The organism is Pedococcus sp. NPDC057267 (assembly GCF_042668795.1).
Lineage (GTDB): Bacteria > Actinomycetota > Actinomycetes > Actinomycetales > Dermatophilaceae > Pedococcus.
In genome coordinates this window covers 1-16,065 of record NZ_JBHUYG010000097.1, presented here as the reverse complement: position 1 = coordinate 16,065, position 16,065 = coordinate 1, and the positions used below count along the sequence as shown (strand labels likewise).

Below are 16,065 nucleotides of genomic sequence, written 5' to 3'. Positions count from 1 at the left end.
GGGGTGGGCGGCCCGTTCCGCGTTCCCAGCGGTCCTGCCCGGGGCCCCGGCGGTCAGGCGTCGCGGAAGGCGCCCGCGAGCGGGAGGATCAGCAGCACCAGCACCATCGGCACGGCGAACCCGATCCGCAGCGAGCCGGCGCCCACCGCCCCGGTGAGCACCGCCCCGAGCAGGCCGCCCACGTAGTTGAACTGGTTGAACCGGGCGATGACCGCGTCCACGCGGGCCCGCCGCGCCTCGGGGTCGAGCCCGCTGCCGGCGACCGCGGCCGCGGCGGAGAAGCTCAGCGGCGCGATGACCGCGACCGACCCGCCGAGCACCGTGAAGCCGAGCACCGCGACGGCCCACGTGGGGGAGAAGACGATGACGGCGAGCGCGAGCGCCGCCACCACGGCGCCGGCCCGCAGGAGGGGGACCGAGCCCCAGCGCGCCACGGCCGCATCGCCGCCGAGCCGGGACGCCCCGCTCGCGACGAGGTAGGGCAGCGTCGCCAGGGGCAGCAGCCAGTCCGGGGCGTCGTGCGCCGAGTGCAGGAAGACCGGGCCCCACGTCGTGGCGGCGGTGTCGACCATGTAGAAGAGCACCATCGCCGCCCCGAGCAGCAGGATGCGCCGCCACGGCACCGACCCCGACGCTGCCGGCTCGACGGGGGTGACGTCGTGCGGCAGGAACGGCGCGGCAGCGGCGAGCACGCCGAGCGCCGCGAGCGGCAGCAGCCCGACCGTGATGCCGACACCGCTGACCGCGATGGCCACGAGGGTGGCGGCGATGCCGCCCAGGGTCCACGCGCCGTGGAAGGTCGGCAGGATCGTGCGGCCGTAGCGGTGCTCGAGCGCCACCGCCTGCATGTTCGTCGTGGCGTCGATCGAGCCCAGCGCGAGGCCGTATGCCGCGAGGCCGGCCACGAAGACGGGCTCGGCCGGGGCGAGCGCCACCACGGCGAGGCCGAGACCTGCGAGGACGAGCGCGCCGCGCAGCACCGTGGCGCTGCCGGCGCGCTTGGCCCCGAGCTCGGCCAGCACCGAGCCGAGGCCCGCGAGCAGGACCACCATGAGCAGCAGGCCCGAGACCGCGAGCTCGGTGAGCCCCCACTGGTCCTGGAACCGCGGCAGCCGGGTGGTGAGCGAGATGAACAGCAGCCCCTGGGCGCCGAAGGCGGCCGCCACCGCGCGGCGATGGGTGGACAGCGGGGTGCGTTCGAGGTCCGTGCCGGTCACGGGCCCACTGTGGCAGAGCGCGCGCGGGCCGTCGGTAGGCTCGCCACCATGTCGACCGCGTCGCCGCCCCTGCGCGTGCGCCTCGACGTCTCCTACGACGGGACCGACTTCTCCGGGTGGGCGACCCAGCCCGGGCTGCGCACGGTGGAGGGCGAGCTGTCGGCGGCCCTCGGCACCCTGCTGCGCGTGACCGAGCCCGTCCGGCTCGTCGTCGCCGGCCGCACCGACGCAGGGGTGCACGCGCGGGGGCAGGTCGTGCACCTCGACCCGGACCCGGAGGCGTGGGCGGCGCTGCCGGGGCGTTCGGACCGCTCGCCGGAGGCGGCTGCCCTGACCCGGCTGCGCGGCATCCTGCCGCCCGACGTCGTGGTGCGGGCCGTGGCCGTCGCCCCGGCGGGCTTCGACGCCCGGTTCTCCGCCCTGCGCCGCCGCTACCGGTACCGGCTGTGCGACCGCCCGGAGGCGGTGGACCCCCTGCGGCGCAGGGACACCGTCGTCACCAAGCGCCCGCTCGACGAGGGGCTGCTCGACGAGGCCGCCCGGTCGCTGGTCGGGCTGCACGACTTCGCCGCCTTCTGCAAGCGCCGGGAGGGGGCGACGACGGTCCGGACGCTGCTCGACTACGGGTGGGAGCGTGGCCCCGACGGCGTGCTGGAGGCGCGCGTCGTGGCCGACGCGTTCTGCCACTCGATGGTCCGCTCGCTCGTCGGGGCCGTGGTCCCGGTGGGGGAGGGGCGTCGTCCGGTGCAGTGGCCGGCCGAGGTGCTGCGGGCTGCGCAGCGGGACCCGGGGGTCGTCGTCATGCCGCCCCACGGCCTCTCGCTCGAGGAGGTCGTCTACCCCGAGGACGGACTGCTCGCGGCGCGGGCGCAGGAGGCCCGGTCGGTCCGGACGCTGGAGTGAGCGCCCGGGCGCCGGTGCGTCAGGGCGTCATCGCGGCGTAGCCCGCCGCGCTGTGGATCGCCAGCCCCGCGAAGGAGGGGGAGGAGCTGTCGGCAGCGACGACCTGGTCGAGCTGCACCTCCATCTGCGCGACCGTGAAGCCGTGGAACGTCTGCTTCACCTCGACGGGGTCGGTGCCGAGGTCGTCGGTCTCCTGGCCGATCCGCACCGGCACGCCGAGCGCGGTGCCGGCCTCGACCGCCTTGGCGGAGAGGGCGATCGTGCCGTCGGGACCCGCTGCGGTGTTGCGGTAGGCCATGACGGTGACGCCCTTGGTGCGGCGCATGACCTCGCGGTCGAGGGTCGACTTCCCGGCAGGGACCTCGTCGAGCCAGAACGGGATGTCTGCCTCCAGGGGCACCGTCCCGGCGGCCTTGACGAGGGTGTCGAGCGTGGACAGGTACTTGCGGACCACGGTGGAGCGACTGGTCTGCCAGGCCGGGGTGGCGTAGGGCTCGATGTCGACGTGGACCCCGCTGAACAGGTGGGTCGCGATCGCGGGCCGGAGCCAGTTGTCGACGACCCAGGTGGGGTCGTCCACCCAGCCAGGGTCCCCGCCGAGGGCGTCGATGCGCAGGCCCTTCTGGCGGGCCAGCGTGCTGAGCTGCGTGAGCTGGGCCAGCTGCGGCGAGCTGCCCACGTTCGGCGGCACCGCGGCATACAGCTGTCCGATGCCACGGGCGACCGCGAGGTCGACCACGGCCTGGGGGTTGCTCGTGTCCCACACCCACATCGCGCGCGCGGCGCCCGGCGGGACCTGCTCGACCACGGCTTCGGCCCGCAGGGCGGCGGTGGCCCCGATGGCGGTGATCGCGAGCAGAGCCACGACGGCGACCCTAACCACGAGGTGGGTCAGGCGCAGGCTGTGCGTCACGGTGGTGCTTCCCCCTTCGGCGCTTGTGGCCGGTTGCGTCCGTTGGCGGCCGTTTCGTTGCGGACTGCATCCATTGTCGGTAGTCCGTGACAGTGCCCCCCGCCGACTTGGACAAGCCTTTACCTACTTCTCGACCGTTCGGCCGAGGCGGGGTCGCGAAAAGAGGGTGACGGGCGGTCGCGTGGTGCCGGACCATTGCTGCCTGTGGGCCACGTCGACATCAACAGCGTCGGCTTCGTCCTGCCCGACGGCAGGCCCCTGCTGGCCGAGGTGTCCCTGCGGGTCGGCGAAGGCGCCAAGGTGGCGCTCATCGGCCCCAACGGGACGGGCAAGACGACGCTCGGCCGGATCGTCGCCGGCGACCTGGCGCCGCACGAGGGGGCGGTGACCCGGTCCGGCGGGCTCGGGGTCATGCGCCAGTTCATCGGGTCGGTCCGCGACGACTCGACCGTCCGTGACCTGCTCGTCTCCGTGGCGCCCGAGCCGGTGCGCCGGGCCGCTGCCGAGATCGACCGCACCGAGCTGCTCATGATGGAGCGGGACAGCGAGGCCGACCAGCTGGCCTACGCGCAGGCGCTGGTCGACTGGGCGGACGTCGGTGGGTACGAGTACGAGACGCTGTGGGACGTCTGCACGGTCGCGGCGCTCGGCATCCCGTTCGAGCAGGCCCAGTGGCGCAGGGTCGCGACGCTGTCGGGCGGTGAGCAGAAACGGGTCGTCCTCGAGGCGCTGCTGCGCGGGCCGGAGGAGGTGCTCCTGCTCGACGAGCCGGACAACTACCTCGACGTCCCCGCCAAGCGCTGGCTCGAGGAACAGCTCGTCGCCTCGCCCAAGACCGTCCTGTTCGTCAGCCACGACCGCGAGCTGCTCGACCGCGTGGCGACGCGGATCGCGACGCTGGAGCCGGGCGCTGCCGGCTCGACGCTGTGGGTCCACCCGGGACGCTTCTCGACCTACCACCAGGCGCGCGAGGACCGGAACGCCAAGCTCGAGGAGCTGCGGCGGCGCTGGGACGAGGAGCAGGCCAAGCTCAAGGCGCTCGTCGTCATGTACCGGCAGAAGGCCGCCTACAACTCCGACATGGCCCCCAAGCTGCAGGCGGCAGAGACGCGGCTGCGCCGGTTCGAGGAGGCCGGACCGCCCGAGGCCGTGCCCCAGCGGCAGAACGTCCGGATGCGGCTCACCGGCGGACGGACGGCCAAGCGTGCCGTCGTCGCGGAGGGGCTGGAGCTGACCGGCCTGATGCGGCCGTTCGACCTCGAGGTCTGGTTCGGTGAGCGGGTCGCGGTCCTCGGCAGCAACGGCTCGGGCAAGTCCCACTTCCTGCGGCTCGTGGCGGCCGGGGGCTCGGACCCGGACCTGGAGCACCAGCCCGTGGGCGACGTCCGACCGGCACCCGTGGCACACACCGGCCGGCTGCGGCTGGGGTCGCGGGTGCGGCCGGGGTGGTTCGCCCAGACCCACGAGCAGCCGGCACTCGCGGGCCGCACCCTGCTCGAGATCCTGCACCGCGGGGACGAGCACCGGGCCGGGCGACCGCGCGAGGACGCGGCCAGGGTGCTCGACCGGTACGGGCTGGCCCGGGCCTCGGAGCAGACCTTCGACTCGCTCTCCGGCGGCCAGCAGGCGCGGTTCCAGATCCTGCTGCTCGAGCTCTCGGGGGCCACCTGCCTGCTGCTCGACGAGCCGACCGACAACCTCGACCTGCACTCGGCGGAGGCGCTGGAGGAAGGGCTCGCGGCATTCGAGGGCACCGTCCTGGCCGTCACCCACGACCGCTGGTTCGCGCGCGGGTTCGACCGGTTCCTCGTCTTCGGCCAGGACGGCCGGGTGTTCGAGTCGGACGGCCCGGTGTGGGACGAGGGCCGAGTGGTGCGGGCCCGCTGACGGCCGGCTGCCCGGCGCGCTGACGGCCGGCTGCCCGGCCCGCTGACCTGCGAAGGTCAAGACTTCGCAATTTCTTGCGGAAAGTTGCACCCGGCTATGGCGGGTCCGATCTGCCCGGTTCTAGGGTGCAGCGTCCCCCCTCGCAGCAAAGGAGCTGTCATGGCTGCACGCCGCCGCCTCCTCGCCGCCCTCGCCGGTGCGGCAGTCGTAGTCTCGGGAGCGGCGGTCCCCCTCGCCGCCGCCCTGCCCGCCTCGGCCGCGGCCGCGGCTCCCCGCACCGCCACCCTGGCGGGGTCCCTGCAGTCCGAGCTCGGCTGCTCGGCCGACTGGCAGGCCGACTGCACGGCCACCGACCTCACCCAGGTGGGGGGCGGGACGACGTACACCCGCACCTTCACCGTGCCGGCCGGCTCCTACGAGCTCAAGGTCGTCATCGACCACTCCTGGTCGGAGAACTACGGTGCCGGCGGCGCGAAGGACGGGGCGAACATCCCGCTCGTCCTCAAGGGCCCGGCCAGGCTCGAGTTCTCCTACGACGACGTGACCCACCAGCTGGGGATCCGGCCGCTCGACCTCGCCGGTGGGGTGGGCGCGCAGGACAAGGCGATGGCGGGCGACTCGCTGCGCGCCGGGCTGACCAAGGAGCGCTACTACTTCGTCATGACCGACCGGTTCGCCAACGGCGACCCGTCGAACGACCGGGGCGGCCTCACCGGTGACAAGTCCGTCACCGGCTTCGACCCGACCAACAGCGGCTACTACCACGGCGGCGACCTCAAGGGCATCGAGTCCAAGCTCGACTACATCAAGGGCCTCGGCACGACGGCGATCTGGCTGACCCCGTCGTTCAAGAACCGGCCCGTGCAGGGCACGCCGCCCAACGACAGCGCGGGCTACCACGGCTACTGGATCACGGACTTCACCCAGGTCGACCCGCACCTCGGCACCAACGCCGACCTCAAGGCACTCATCGCCAAGGCCCACGCCAAGGGCATGAAGGTCTTCTTCGACATCATCACCAACCACACCGCGGACGTCATCAACTACAAGGAGGGGCAGTACACCTACCGCGACAAGACCGCCTACCCCTACAAGGACGCCCAGGGCAACGTCTTCGACGACAAGACGTATGCCGGCAAGCCCGGCTTCCCGGCGATGGACCCGGCGACGTCGTTCCCCTACACGCCGTACTTCAACACCCCGGCCGACGCGACGGTCAAGGTGCCGTCGTGGCTGAACGACGTCACGAACTACCACAACCGCGGTGACTCGACCTTCGCCGGCGAGTCGGCCGAGTACGGCGACTTCGTGGGGCTCGACGACCTGTTCACCGAGAAGCTGAACGTCCAGCAGGGCATGGAGGACATCTACAAGTCCTGGGTCGACTTCGGCGTCGACGGGTTCCGCATCGACACCGTCAAGCACGTCAACATGGAGTTCTGGCAGAGCTTCGGCCCGGCGATGCTCCAGCAGGCGCGGCACGACGGCAACAACGACTTCTTCATGTTCGGCGAGGTGTACGACGCGCGGCCGTCGTTCATGAGCCAGTACACGACCACGGGCAAGCTGCCCGCGACGCTCGACTTCGGGTTCCAGCAGCAGGCCGTCAACTGGGTGCAGGGCAAGTCCGGCACCGACCTGCGCGACCTGTACGCCGACGACGACTACTACACCGACACCGACTCCAACGCCTATGAGCTGCCGACCTTCCTCGGCAACCACGACATGGGCCGCGTCGCGATGATGCTCAAGGGCGCCAGCGCGAACGACGCCGACCTGCTGCGCCGGGTCGAGCTCGCCGACTCGCTGATGTACCTCACCCGCGGCCAGCCGATCACCTACTACGGCGACGAGCAGGGCTTCATGGGCTCCGGCGGCGACAAGGCCGCCCGCCAGGACATGTTCGCCACGCAGACGCCGTCGTACGCCACCGAGCAGGTGCTCGGCGACACGTCCGGTGCCAAGGACCGGTACAACACCAACGCGCCGCTGTACCGCCGCATCAAGGAGCTCGCCGCGGTGCGAGCGGCCAACCCGGCCCTCGCCGACGGTGCGCAGGTGCACCGGTACGCCAGCAGCTCGGCGGGCATCTTCGCCTTCTCCCGGATCGACAAGGCCAGGCGGACCGAGTACGTCGTCGCGCTCAACAACGCCTCCACCCCCAAGTCGGCGACCTTCGCGACCTACGGGCACAACCAGGGCTTCGCGCCGGTCTACGGCACCACGTCGGCCGTGCGGTCGGCCAAGGACGGACGCCTGACCGTCACCCTGCCCGCGCAGTCGGTGTCGGTCTGGAAGGCCATGACGCCCATGGACGAGCCGCGCTCGGCGCCGCCGCTCTACCTCACCTCGCCCAGCGCCGGTGGCGTCGTCGGGGGCCGCGCCGAGATCGGTGCCGCCATCCCCAGCAACACCTTCGCGCAGGTGACCTTCGCGTACCGCCCGGTCGGCACCAGCGCCTGGACGACGCTCGGCACCGACGACAACGCCCCGTACCGCGTCTTCCACGACGTGTCCGGGATCGCCAAGGGCACCCTGCTGGAGTACCGCGCCATCGCCAAGGACAGCGCCGGCCACGTCTCGGCCACCTCGTCCTACGGCGTCGTGGGCGACGCCCCCACGGCCGGCGGTGGCAGCACCGGTGGCGTGGGGCCGGTCACGCAGCCCGACGCGGTGAGCGTCCCCGGCGACCACAACAGCGAGATGGGCTGCTCCGCCGACTGGGCGCCCGACTGCCCGCAGGCCCAGCTCGCGCTCGACCCCAGGGACCAGGTCTGGAAGGGCCACTACACCGACCTCCCGCCGAGCACCCCCTTCGCCTACAAGGCGGCGATCAACCGCAAGTGGGACGAGAACTACGGAGCGGGCGCGCGACCCAACGGCGACAACATCTCGTACAAGACACCCGCCACGGGACCCGTGAGCTTCTACTACGACCACGCCACCCACTGGGTCACCTCCGACGCGCAGGGCCCGATCTACACGGCCCCGGGCAGCTTCCAGAGCAAGATCAGCGGCTGCGCCGACTGGTCGCCCGACTGCATGAAGCCGTGGCTGGAGGACCCCGACGGGGACGGGACCTACACCTTCTCCACGACCCAGATCCCTGCCGGCACCTACGAGTTCAAGGTGGCCCAGGGTCTCAGCTGGGACACCAACTACGGCGCCGGCGGTGCCCCGGGCGGTTCGAACGTCAGCCTCACCGTGCCGAACGACGGCATGCTCGTCACGATCTCCTTCAACAGCACCACCCACGCGATCACCACGAGCGTCGTCCGAGCCGGAACGGCCCCGGACCTCACCAAGCAGCGGGCCATCTGGGTCAGCCGTGACCTCGTGGCCTGGCCGGCCTCGATGGTGCCGGACGGCGCCGAGCCCGCCCTGCTCAAGTGGGACCTCGCCTGGGCGAAGGACGGTGGCCTGGCCGTCGACGCCGAGGCGCTCACGGGTGGCTCGTCGGCCCCGCTGACCTACGACCCGGCCGGCCTGCCCGCCTCGGTCGTCGCCGCCCACCCCGAGCTCAAGGGCTACCTCGCCCTGAGGCTGGACAAGCGGACTGCCAAGCAGGTGCCCGACATCCTGCGCGGGCAGGTCGCCATCGGTGAGTTCGACACCATGCACCGCCTCCTCGACGCCACCGGCGTGCAGACGGCCTACGTCCTCGACGACGTGTATGCCGCGGACGCCGCCAAGGGCGCCTACGGCGTCACCTTCCGTGGCAGCCGGCCCAGCTACCGCGTGTGGGCGCCCACGGCGCACCAGGTCGACCTGCTGACGTGGGCCCCGGGCTCGCCGCCCGACGCGCCGGTGAGCGCGGCGACGCGGACGCCGATGAAGCGCTCCGACGACGGGTCGTGGTCGGCGAGCGCCGGGGCGAAGAACGCCCGGTACCTGTACGACGTCACCGTCTGGGTGCCGACGACCGGCAAGGTCGAGACCACCGCCGTGACCGACCCGTACTCGGTGGCGCTGACGCTCGACTCGACCAGATCGGTCGCGGTCGACCTGGCCGACCCGGCATACCGGCCGGCCGCCTGGGCCACCACGAAGTCGCCGCCGCTCAAGCAGGACGTGGACTCCACGATCTACGAGCTGCAGGTGCGCGACTTCTCGGTCGGCGACTCCTCGGTCAGCGCGCAGAACCGCGGCTCCTACCTCGCGTTCGCGGAGAACGGCAACGGCACCAAGCACCTCAGGGCGCTCGCCGCGGCCGGGCTCAACACCGTGCACCTGCTGCCGACGTTCGACATCGCCTCGATCCCGGAGGACCCGGCGCAGCAGCAGCGTCCCGAGGACCAGCCGGGCTGTGCCGACTTCCGCTCGGCAGCGCCCGACAGCGACAAGCAGCAGGCCTGCGTCGACGCCGCGCGCGCCAAGGACGCCTTCAACTGGGGCTACGACCCGTGGCACTGGATGGCCCCCGAGGGCTCGTACACGTCGACGCCGGCCAAGGCCGACGGCGGGTCGCGGGTCGCTGAGTTCCGCACCATGGTGGGTGCCCTGCACCGCGACGGGCTGCGGGTCGTCCTCGACCAGGTCTACAACCACACCCCCGCCTCCGGGCAGGCTCCGACCAGCGTCCTGGACAAGGTCGTCCCCGGTTACTACCAGCGTCTCAACGCCACCGGTGGCGTCGAGACGTCCACCTGCTGCCAGAACGTCGCGACCGAGCACGCGATGGCGCAGAAGGTCATGGTCGACTCGGTCGTGCTGTGGGCCAAGCAGTACAAGGTCGACGGCTTCCGGTTCGACCTCATGGGCCACCACTCCAAGGCCAACATGCTCGCCGTCCGGGCAGCCCTGGACCGGCTGACGCTGGCCAGGGACGGTGTCGACGGCAAGAGCATCTACCTGTACGGCGAGGGCTGGAACTTCGGCGAGGTCGCCAACAACGCCCGGTTCGAGCAGGCCACGCAGGGCCAGCTCGGCGGCACGCACATCGGCACGTTCTCGGACCGCCTGCGGGACGCGGTGCGCGGTGGCGGGCCGTTCGACCAGGACCCGCGGACCCAGGGCTTCGGCAGCGGGGAGGCGACCGACCCCAACGGCGACGCGGTCGCGAACCCCGACGCCGCGACCCGGCTCAAGCACGACACCGACCTGGTGGAGCTCGGGCTGGCGGGCAACCTGCGCTCGTTCTCGTTCCGGCTCAACGGTTCCGGGCAGGTGGCCCAGGGCAAGGACGTCGACTACAACGGGTCGCCGGCCGGCTACGCCGACCAGCCCGACGAGGTCATCTCCTACGTCGACGCGCACGACAACGAGACGCTCTTCGACAGCCTGACGTACAAGCTGCCGGTGGCGACCTCGATGGCCGACCGCGTGCGGATGAACACGCTGTCGCTGGCCACCACGGCGCTGTCGCAGACGCCGTCGTTCTGGCACGCGGGCGCGGACCTCCTGCGCAGCAAGTCGCTGGACCGCAACAGCTACGACAGCGGCGACTGGTTCAACACCCTCGACTGGACCGGCGCCGACAACGGCTTCGGCCACGGCCTGCCGCTCAAGGGCGACAACGAGTCGAAGTGGCCGTACCAGAAGCCGCTGCTGGCCAACCCGGCGCTGAAGCCGACGTCAGCCCAGGTGCAGGACGCGAGCGCCGCTGCGCAGGACCTGCTGCGGCTGCGGTTCTCCACGCCGCTCTTCCGCCTCGGGACCGCCGACGCGATCGACGCCAAGGTGTCGTTCCCGGCCAGCGGGACCGCCGACGCCCACCCCGGCGTGATCGCGATGCGGGTGGACGACACGAAGGGAGCGGACGCGGACCCGTCGCTGCGCGGGCTGGTCGTCGTCTTCAACGCCTCGCCCGACGCGGTGGCGCAGAAGGTGCCCGGCCTGGCCGGGGCCTCGCTCGCGCTGTCGCCCGTGCAGGCCGGCGGGTCCGACCCGGTCGTGAAGACGGCCACGTGGGACGCCACCAGCGGGACGGCCACCGTGCCCCCGCGGACCGTGGCGGTGTTCGTCCAGCGCTGACCTCCTCCCGGCGCGGGACCAGGGGAGGTGTGCGGCGCGGCCTGCGGGTCGCGCCGCACACGTGTGTCCGGCCAACGCCCGCTGAGGCGGGGTACCGCCGCCCGTGGGCGTCCGGGCTGGCGCCAACGGCCCCGACGCGAGGCCTGTCAGCGCTGCAGGCCGCGAACGACCTTGCGCAGCAAAGAGTTCAGCTCGACCATCTCCTCCTGGTTCAGCACCTCGAGGGTCCTCTTCTCGCTGACGACCGCGAGCTCGAGGGCCCGTTTCCAGATGTCCCGCCCGGCCCGGGTCGGGCGGACGATGATCCGGCGGCGGTCGAGCGGGTCGCTCTCGCGGGTGACGTAACCGAGGTCAGCGAGCCGGTCCAGCCGCGACGTCATCGCGGCGCGGGTGACGTGGCACGCCTCGGCGAGCTGCGCCGGGGTCGCCTCGTTGGGCTCGGGCTGGATGAGCAGCGTGTGGAGGGTGTCGTACTCCGGCTGGCCCACACCGAGCTCCTCGAAGGCCGCCGTGTTGGCACCCTTGACGTGCCGGTTGATGGCCCCGATGCGCACCATCACGCCCTCGACCTCCGGGTCGAACCCCTCGAACGTCGTCCGCCAGCGGTCGACGTGCTGGTCCACCCAGTCGCGCTCCTGCTCACCCACGGCCCCAGTCTGCCAGCGCACGGCGGGACCTGCATACCGCCGGATAATTTGATTGCAGATAGTCAGATGTCTAACTACTATCGTCGGCATGAGCAGCTCTCCGCCTCCTACCGGGTTCCGCCTCCTCGCCACGGGTCAGGGGCTGTCGTGGTTCGGCGACGCGTTCGGCCCCATCGCCCTGGCGGTCGCCGTCGTGGCGGGCGGCGGGGGAGCGGGCAGGCTGGGGCTGGTCCTCGCGGTGACCATGGCGGCGCGGCTCGCCTGCACCCTGCTGGCGGGGGTCCTTGCCGACCGGCTCGCCCCCGGTCGGATCATGGTCGTCAGCGACCTCGTCCGGGCGGCGAGCACGTTGGGCACGGCGGCCTACTTCGCCACGGGGCAGGACAGCGCGGTCCTCCTGTGCGCGCTCGCCGCGGTCACCGGGGGAGCCGCCGCGTTCTTCGGGCCGGCCTTCGTCTCGTTGCGCCCGCTGCTGGTGACCGTCGAGCGGCGCCACGCGGCCAACGCGACGCTGAACGTCCTCCAGAACGCCGCGTTCATCGCCGGTCCGGCCGCCGCGGGCGTGTTCGTGGCCTGGGCGGGCGCCCCGTGGGCCTTCGCGGTCAACGCCGCCTCCTTCCTGTGCTCGGCCGCGACGGTCGCCGCCATCCGCGTGGACGCCCCGCGGGCGGAGCGCACCGGCATGGTGGCCGAGCTGGGGGAGGGCTGGCGCGAGGTGAGGAGCCGGGGGTGGCTGCTGGCGGGCCTGCTCGCCGCGACGGCGTACCACGCCGCCTTCGGTGCGGTCACCGTCCTCGTCGACGTCATCGCCGTCCGGGACCTCGGCGGGCCCACCGCGCTCGGCTGGATCTCGGCCGCGGCCGGGCTGGGCGGCCTACTCGGCGGCCTCCTCGCCCTGCGGGTGCACCCGAGCCGCCCGCTCCTCGTGGGCTGGCCGTGCGTGGCGCTGATGGCGTTGTATGCCGCGGCCTTCGCCTGGCCGGGCACGCTTCCGGTGGTGCTCGGCGCGGCCGTGGTGGCCTTCGGCGGCCTCATGTACTTCTCGGTCTGCTGGGACACGGCCCTGCAGGACGGAGTCCCGCACGCCGTGCTGGCACGGGTGTCGTCGTGGGACATCCTCACGTCGTTCGTGGCCATCCCGGCGGGCAACGCGCTCGCAGGCCCCCTCGCGCACGCATTCGGCACCGGCCGCGTCATCGCGGCGGCGGCCGTCGTCATGGCCGTCGCCTCCCTGGCGCCGGTGCTCGTTCGCAGCTCCCGCGACCTCCGTCGGGGCGGCGCCGTCGCGGTTGCCGCGCAGCCGCGGCCCGTCCCGGACGACGTCGTCACGCCCGTCCGGGCCTGAGCCGCCGACGGGCGGGCCGGGGAACCCGGGTCGGGGAACCCGGGTCGAGGGCTGTCAGGCCCGGGACGGAACGGCCGCGGTGTCCTCGACGTCGACCCGTCGGGACCGGCGCCAGGCGGGCAGGAAGCAGACGACGCCCAGCGTGCTGACCGCACCGGCGACGATCATTGCCGTCGCGATGGAGGTGTGGGCGGCGAGCACGCCCAGGAGTGGCCCGGCGACGGCGCCACCGGCCTGCATCGCCAGCGAGCTCATCGACAGGATGGTCGCGCGGTTGCGCGAGCTCGCCTCGCGGTGCAGCAGCCCGGAGTAGGCGGGGCTCGCCGCGCCGTGGAGCGTGTACGTCACGAGGTAGGCCGCCACGAGGGCGACCGGTCCGAACACCAGCCCCATGCACAGGGCGCCGAGTCCGTTGAGGACGCGCCCCAGGGCCGCCGCCGGCAGCAGGCCCAGGCGGTCGGCCGCGCGGCCGCCGAGCCACGAGCCCAGGGAGAACAGCGCCCAGCCGCCGGCTGCCGCCGGCCCCATCCACGCGCCCGCGCGGGCCTCCGACCCGAGCAGCTCGGACAGGCGCAGCGGCATGAAGGTCTCGTAGGCGGTCATGCCGGTCACCCAGAAGACCTCGACGAGCACAAGGCCGAGCAGTGCGCGGTTGCGGCCCAGCAGGCGCAACCCGTCGCGGACCACCATCGGTGTCTCGCGCACGGACGCGCCGAGCCGGGCCCGGAGCCGGGCGTCGCCGCGGGGCGTCTCGCGCAGGAGCACGGCCGTCGCCACCAGGTGGACGACGCACAGGGTCACGAAGACCTGGATCGGCAGCAGCAGGGCACTCGACCCGTGGAAGGGGTGCCACGCCACGAGCCCGCCGGACACCAGGGCGCCCCCGCCGAGGCCGACACCGACGAGGACCCCCTGCGCCGACATGGCGCGGTGGACGTCGGCGCCGGGCTCCCGGTCGTGGACGGTGTCGACGTACCAGGCCTCGAGCGGGCCGGAGTCCAGCGCGCGGTAGACGCCCATGAGACCCGCTGCCAGGGCGAACTGCCAGAACGAGTGGGCGAAGAGGTAGGCGAGGCCGGCGACGACGTTCACCACGCCGGCCACGAGCAGCACCGGCTTGCGGCCGAGGACGTCGGCGAAACCGCTCGTCGGCAGCTCGAGCAGGAAGACCATGATCCCCTGGGCGGTCATGTAGAGCGTGATCTGCTCGACCGAGAGCCCGCGCTCGCGGGCGATGAGGCCGAACAGGCCGACGACGAAGCCCACCGGCAGCCAGCGGGTGGTGGACAGCACGAGGAAGACGCGTCGGGCGTTCCTGGGGGAGAGGGTCGTGGTCATGAGCGGTCCTCCCTGGCGCGCGGGGCGCGGTCGAGGTCGAGGGGGTAGAGCGCGCTGTAGACGGCGAGTCTGCGGGCGTTCGGGTTGCCCTGCCCCACGCGGCGGTAGCGGACGAGCAGCTCGTCGAGCTCGGCCTTGAGCTGCTCGACCTGCTCGGCCGTGGCAACGATGAACGAGTCGCTCATGCCGGCGGCGTCGCGCCACGGCATCGGCCAGTCGGCCTCGACGTCGAGCCAGCGCTCGAACTGCTCGGTGAAGTGGCGCAGGTAGTCGCGGACCAGCCAGTTGAGCGCGGTCTCGGAGTCCTCGTCGCCCTCGAAGTCGCTGGGGTCCCAGGTGTGGAAGTCGGTGGCCGCGCGCCACAGGCGGCGCTTGCCCTCGCCCTCGCCGCTGTCCTCGACGAGCCCGACGGACTCCAGCTTGCGCAGGTGGTAGGACGTCGCGCCCGAGTTGGTGCCGAGCCGGGTGGCGAGGTCGGTCGCCGTCGCCGGGCCGCCCACCCGCAGGGCGCTCAGGAGGCGGGCGCGCAGGGGGTGGGCGAGGACCTTGACGGCCGCGGCGTCCAGCCGCAGACCGGTCATGTCGCCGAGGTGCTCACGGGGGGTGGGGGAGGCCATGTGTGCATAATACCTTTGCACACTCCGTTTGCACAAGAAGTGTGCACATGGACTGTGGACGGCCATCTCTGCAGGTCAGGGGTGGTTTTCCGGTCCCACTCCGACGATTTGGGCCTGCTCCCTCCCACCCCTAAACTTGAGGACTGTTGTGTCGTGCGCCCTCGCGGGCGACTCGCCAGCGCCTCGGGCGCCCACGGCATACGCACCATCCGAACCGTTGTAAAGGCACAGAACTTTGCGCACCTTCACCCCGAAGCCGGCCGAGGTCACTCGGAACTGGCACGTCATCGACGCCACGGACGTCGTGCTGGGCCGCCTCGCGTCCCAGACCGCGACGCTGCTGCGCGGCAAGCACAAGCCCACCTTCGCCCCGCACGTCGACGGTGGTGACTTCGTCATCATCATCAACGCCGACAAGGTCGCCCTCACCGGCGCCAAGGCGGAGCAGAAGCGGGCCTACCGGCACTCCGGCTTCCCGGGCGGCCTGAAGAGCACCTCGTACACCGAGCTGCTCGCCAAGAGCCCCGAGAAGGCGATCGAGAAGGCCGTCCGCGGCATGCTCCCCAAGACCACCCTGGGCCGCCAGCAGCTGACCAAGCTCAAGGTCTACGCCGGCGCCGAGCACCCGCACGCCGCCCAGAAGCCCGTCCCGTTCGAGATCTCCCAGGTCTCCCAGTAAGGAACATCGTGACCGAGAACATCAACGACCAGGTCCTCGAGAGCGACGAGCCCGAGCTGACCGAGTACACCTCCGAGTCCGAGGGCCCCGTCGCCGGCGAGTCGACCCGCCGTCCGTCCGCGTCCGCCCCCGGCGGTGCGACCGGCCGTCGCAAGCAGGCCATCGCCCGCGTGCGCATCGTCCCCGGCACCGGTGAGTGGAAGATCAACGGGCGCTCGCTCGAGGACTACTTCCCGAACAAGGTCCACCAGCAGATCGTCAACGAGCCGCTCAAGGTGCTCGAGCTCGACGGTGCGTACGACGTGCTGGTGCGCGTCCACGGCGGTGGCCCCTCGGGCCAGGCCGGTGCCGTCCGCCTCGGCGTGGCGCGCTCGCTGAACGGCGTCGACGAGGAGCTCAACCGCCCGGCGCTGAAGGAGGCAGGCTTCCTCACCCGCGACGCCCGCGTCCCGGAGCGCAAGAAGGCCGGTCTCAAGAAGGCCCGCAAGGCCCCGCAGTACTCCAAGCGCTGATCCGGCTGGCGCCGTCTCACCGCTTGGCTCCACA

11 protein-coding genes are annotated in these 16,065 nt (G+C 72.3%); 6 read left to right on the top strand and 5 right to left on the bottom strand.

Annotated features, from left to right (window positions below; all coding sequences use genetic code 11):
- Positions 1-53: 53 nt before the first annotated feature.
- Positions 54-1,217, bottom strand: a complete 1,164-nt coding sequence (locus ACFUC1_RS17175; RefSeq protein WP_379121958.1) for an MFS transporter — start codon at positions 1,215-1,217, stop codon at positions 54-56.
- Between the two features lie 48 nt (positions 1,218-1,265).
- Here ACFUC1_RS17175 and truA point away from each other — a divergent pair, with 48 nt between their 5' ends.
- Positions 1,266-2,120 (top strand): tRNA pseudouridine(38-40) synthase TruA, encoded by an 855-nt coding sequence (gene truA / locus ACFUC1_RS17170; RefSeq protein WP_379121956.1) that lies wholly within the window; start codon positions 1,266-1,268, stop codon positions 2,118-2,120.
- A 19-nt stretch (positions 2,121-2,139) separates the two neighbouring features.
- Here the strand turns inward: truA and ACFUC1_RS17165 are convergent, their stop codons facing one another.
- Positions 2,140-3,033, bottom strand: coding sequence for a hypothetical protein (locus ACFUC1_RS17165; protein WP_379121954.1), 894 nt, complete (start codon positions 3,031-3,033; stop codon positions 2,140-2,142).
- Positions 3,034-3,237: 204 nt separating this feature from the next.
- On the opposite strand from ACFUC1_RS17165, the gene ACFUC1_RS17160 reads away from it, so the two are divergent.
- Both ACFUC1_RS17160 and pulA read left to right on the top strand, forming a co-directional pair.
- On the top strand, positions 3,238-4,920 hold the full coding sequence (locus tag ACFUC1_RS17160) for an ABC-F family ATP-binding cassette domain-containing protein (protein ID WP_379121952.1): 1,683 nt from the start codon (positions 3,238-3,240) through the stop codon (positions 4,918-4,920).
- 159 nt (positions 4,921-5,079) lie between these two features.
- The gene (gene pulA, locus ACFUC1_RS17155; protein ID WP_379121950.1) at positions 5,080-10,893 is read left to right on the top strand and encodes a pullulanase-type alpha-1,6-glucosidase; all 5,814 of its coding nucleotides are present in this window, start codon (positions 5,080-5,082) and stop codon (positions 10,891-10,893) included.
- 146 nt (positions 10,894-11,039) lie between these two features.
- Here the strand turns inward: pulA and ACFUC1_RS17150 are convergent, their stop codons facing one another.
- A complete protein-coding gene (locus tag ACFUC1_RS17150) occupies positions 11,040-11,540 on the bottom strand; it encodes a MarR family winged helix-turn-helix transcriptional regulator (RefSeq protein ID WP_379121948.1) in 501 nt (166 codons plus the stop codon).
- A gap of 88 nt (positions 11,541-11,628) precedes the next feature.
- Here ACFUC1_RS17150 and ACFUC1_RS17145 point away from each other — a divergent pair, with 88 nt between their 5' ends.
- On the top strand, positions 11,629-12,885 hold the full coding sequence (locus ACFUC1_RS17145) for an MFS transporter (RefSeq protein WP_379121946.1): 1,257 nt from the start codon (positions 11,629-11,631) through the stop codon (positions 12,883-12,885).
- A 54-nt stretch (positions 12,886-12,939) separates the two neighbouring features.
- On the opposite strand, the gene ACFUC1_RS17140 is transcribed toward ACFUC1_RS17145, so the two are convergent.
- Together ACFUC1_RS17140 and ACFUC1_RS17135 are read right to left on the bottom strand one after the other, a co-directional pair.
- The gene (locus ACFUC1_RS17140; protein WP_379121944.1) at positions 12,940-14,223 is read right to left on the bottom strand and encodes an MFS transporter; all 1,284 of its coding nucleotides are present in this window, start codon (positions 14,221-14,223) and stop codon (positions 12,940-12,942) included.
- The gene (locus tag ACFUC1_RS17135; RefSeq protein WP_379121942.1) at positions 14,220-14,840 is read right to left on the bottom strand and encodes an ArsR/SmtB family transcription factor; all 621 of its coding nucleotides are present in this window, start codon (positions 14,838-14,840) and stop codon (positions 14,220-14,222) included. Before ACFUC1_RS17135 ends, ACFUC1_RS17140 begins: the two co-directional genes overlap by 4 nt.
- A gap of 235 nt (positions 14,841-15,075) precedes the next feature.
- Between ACFUC1_RS17135 and rplM the strand changes: the two genes are divergently transcribed.
- Together rplM and rpsI are read left to right on the top strand one after the other, a co-directional pair.
- Positions 15,076-15,519 (top strand): 50S ribosomal protein L13, encoded by a 444-nt coding sequence (rplM, locus tag ACFUC1_RS17130; RefSeq protein WP_316008191.1) that lies wholly within the window; start codon positions 15,076-15,078, stop codon positions 15,517-15,519.
- 8 nt (positions 15,520-15,527) lie between these two features.
- Positions 15,528-16,031, top strand: coding sequence for a 30S ribosomal protein S9 (gene rpsI, locus ACFUC1_RS17125; RefSeq protein ID WP_379121940.1), 504 nt, complete (start codon positions 15,528-15,530; stop codon positions 16,029-16,031).
- Positions 16,032-16,065 lie beyond the last annotated feature (34 nt).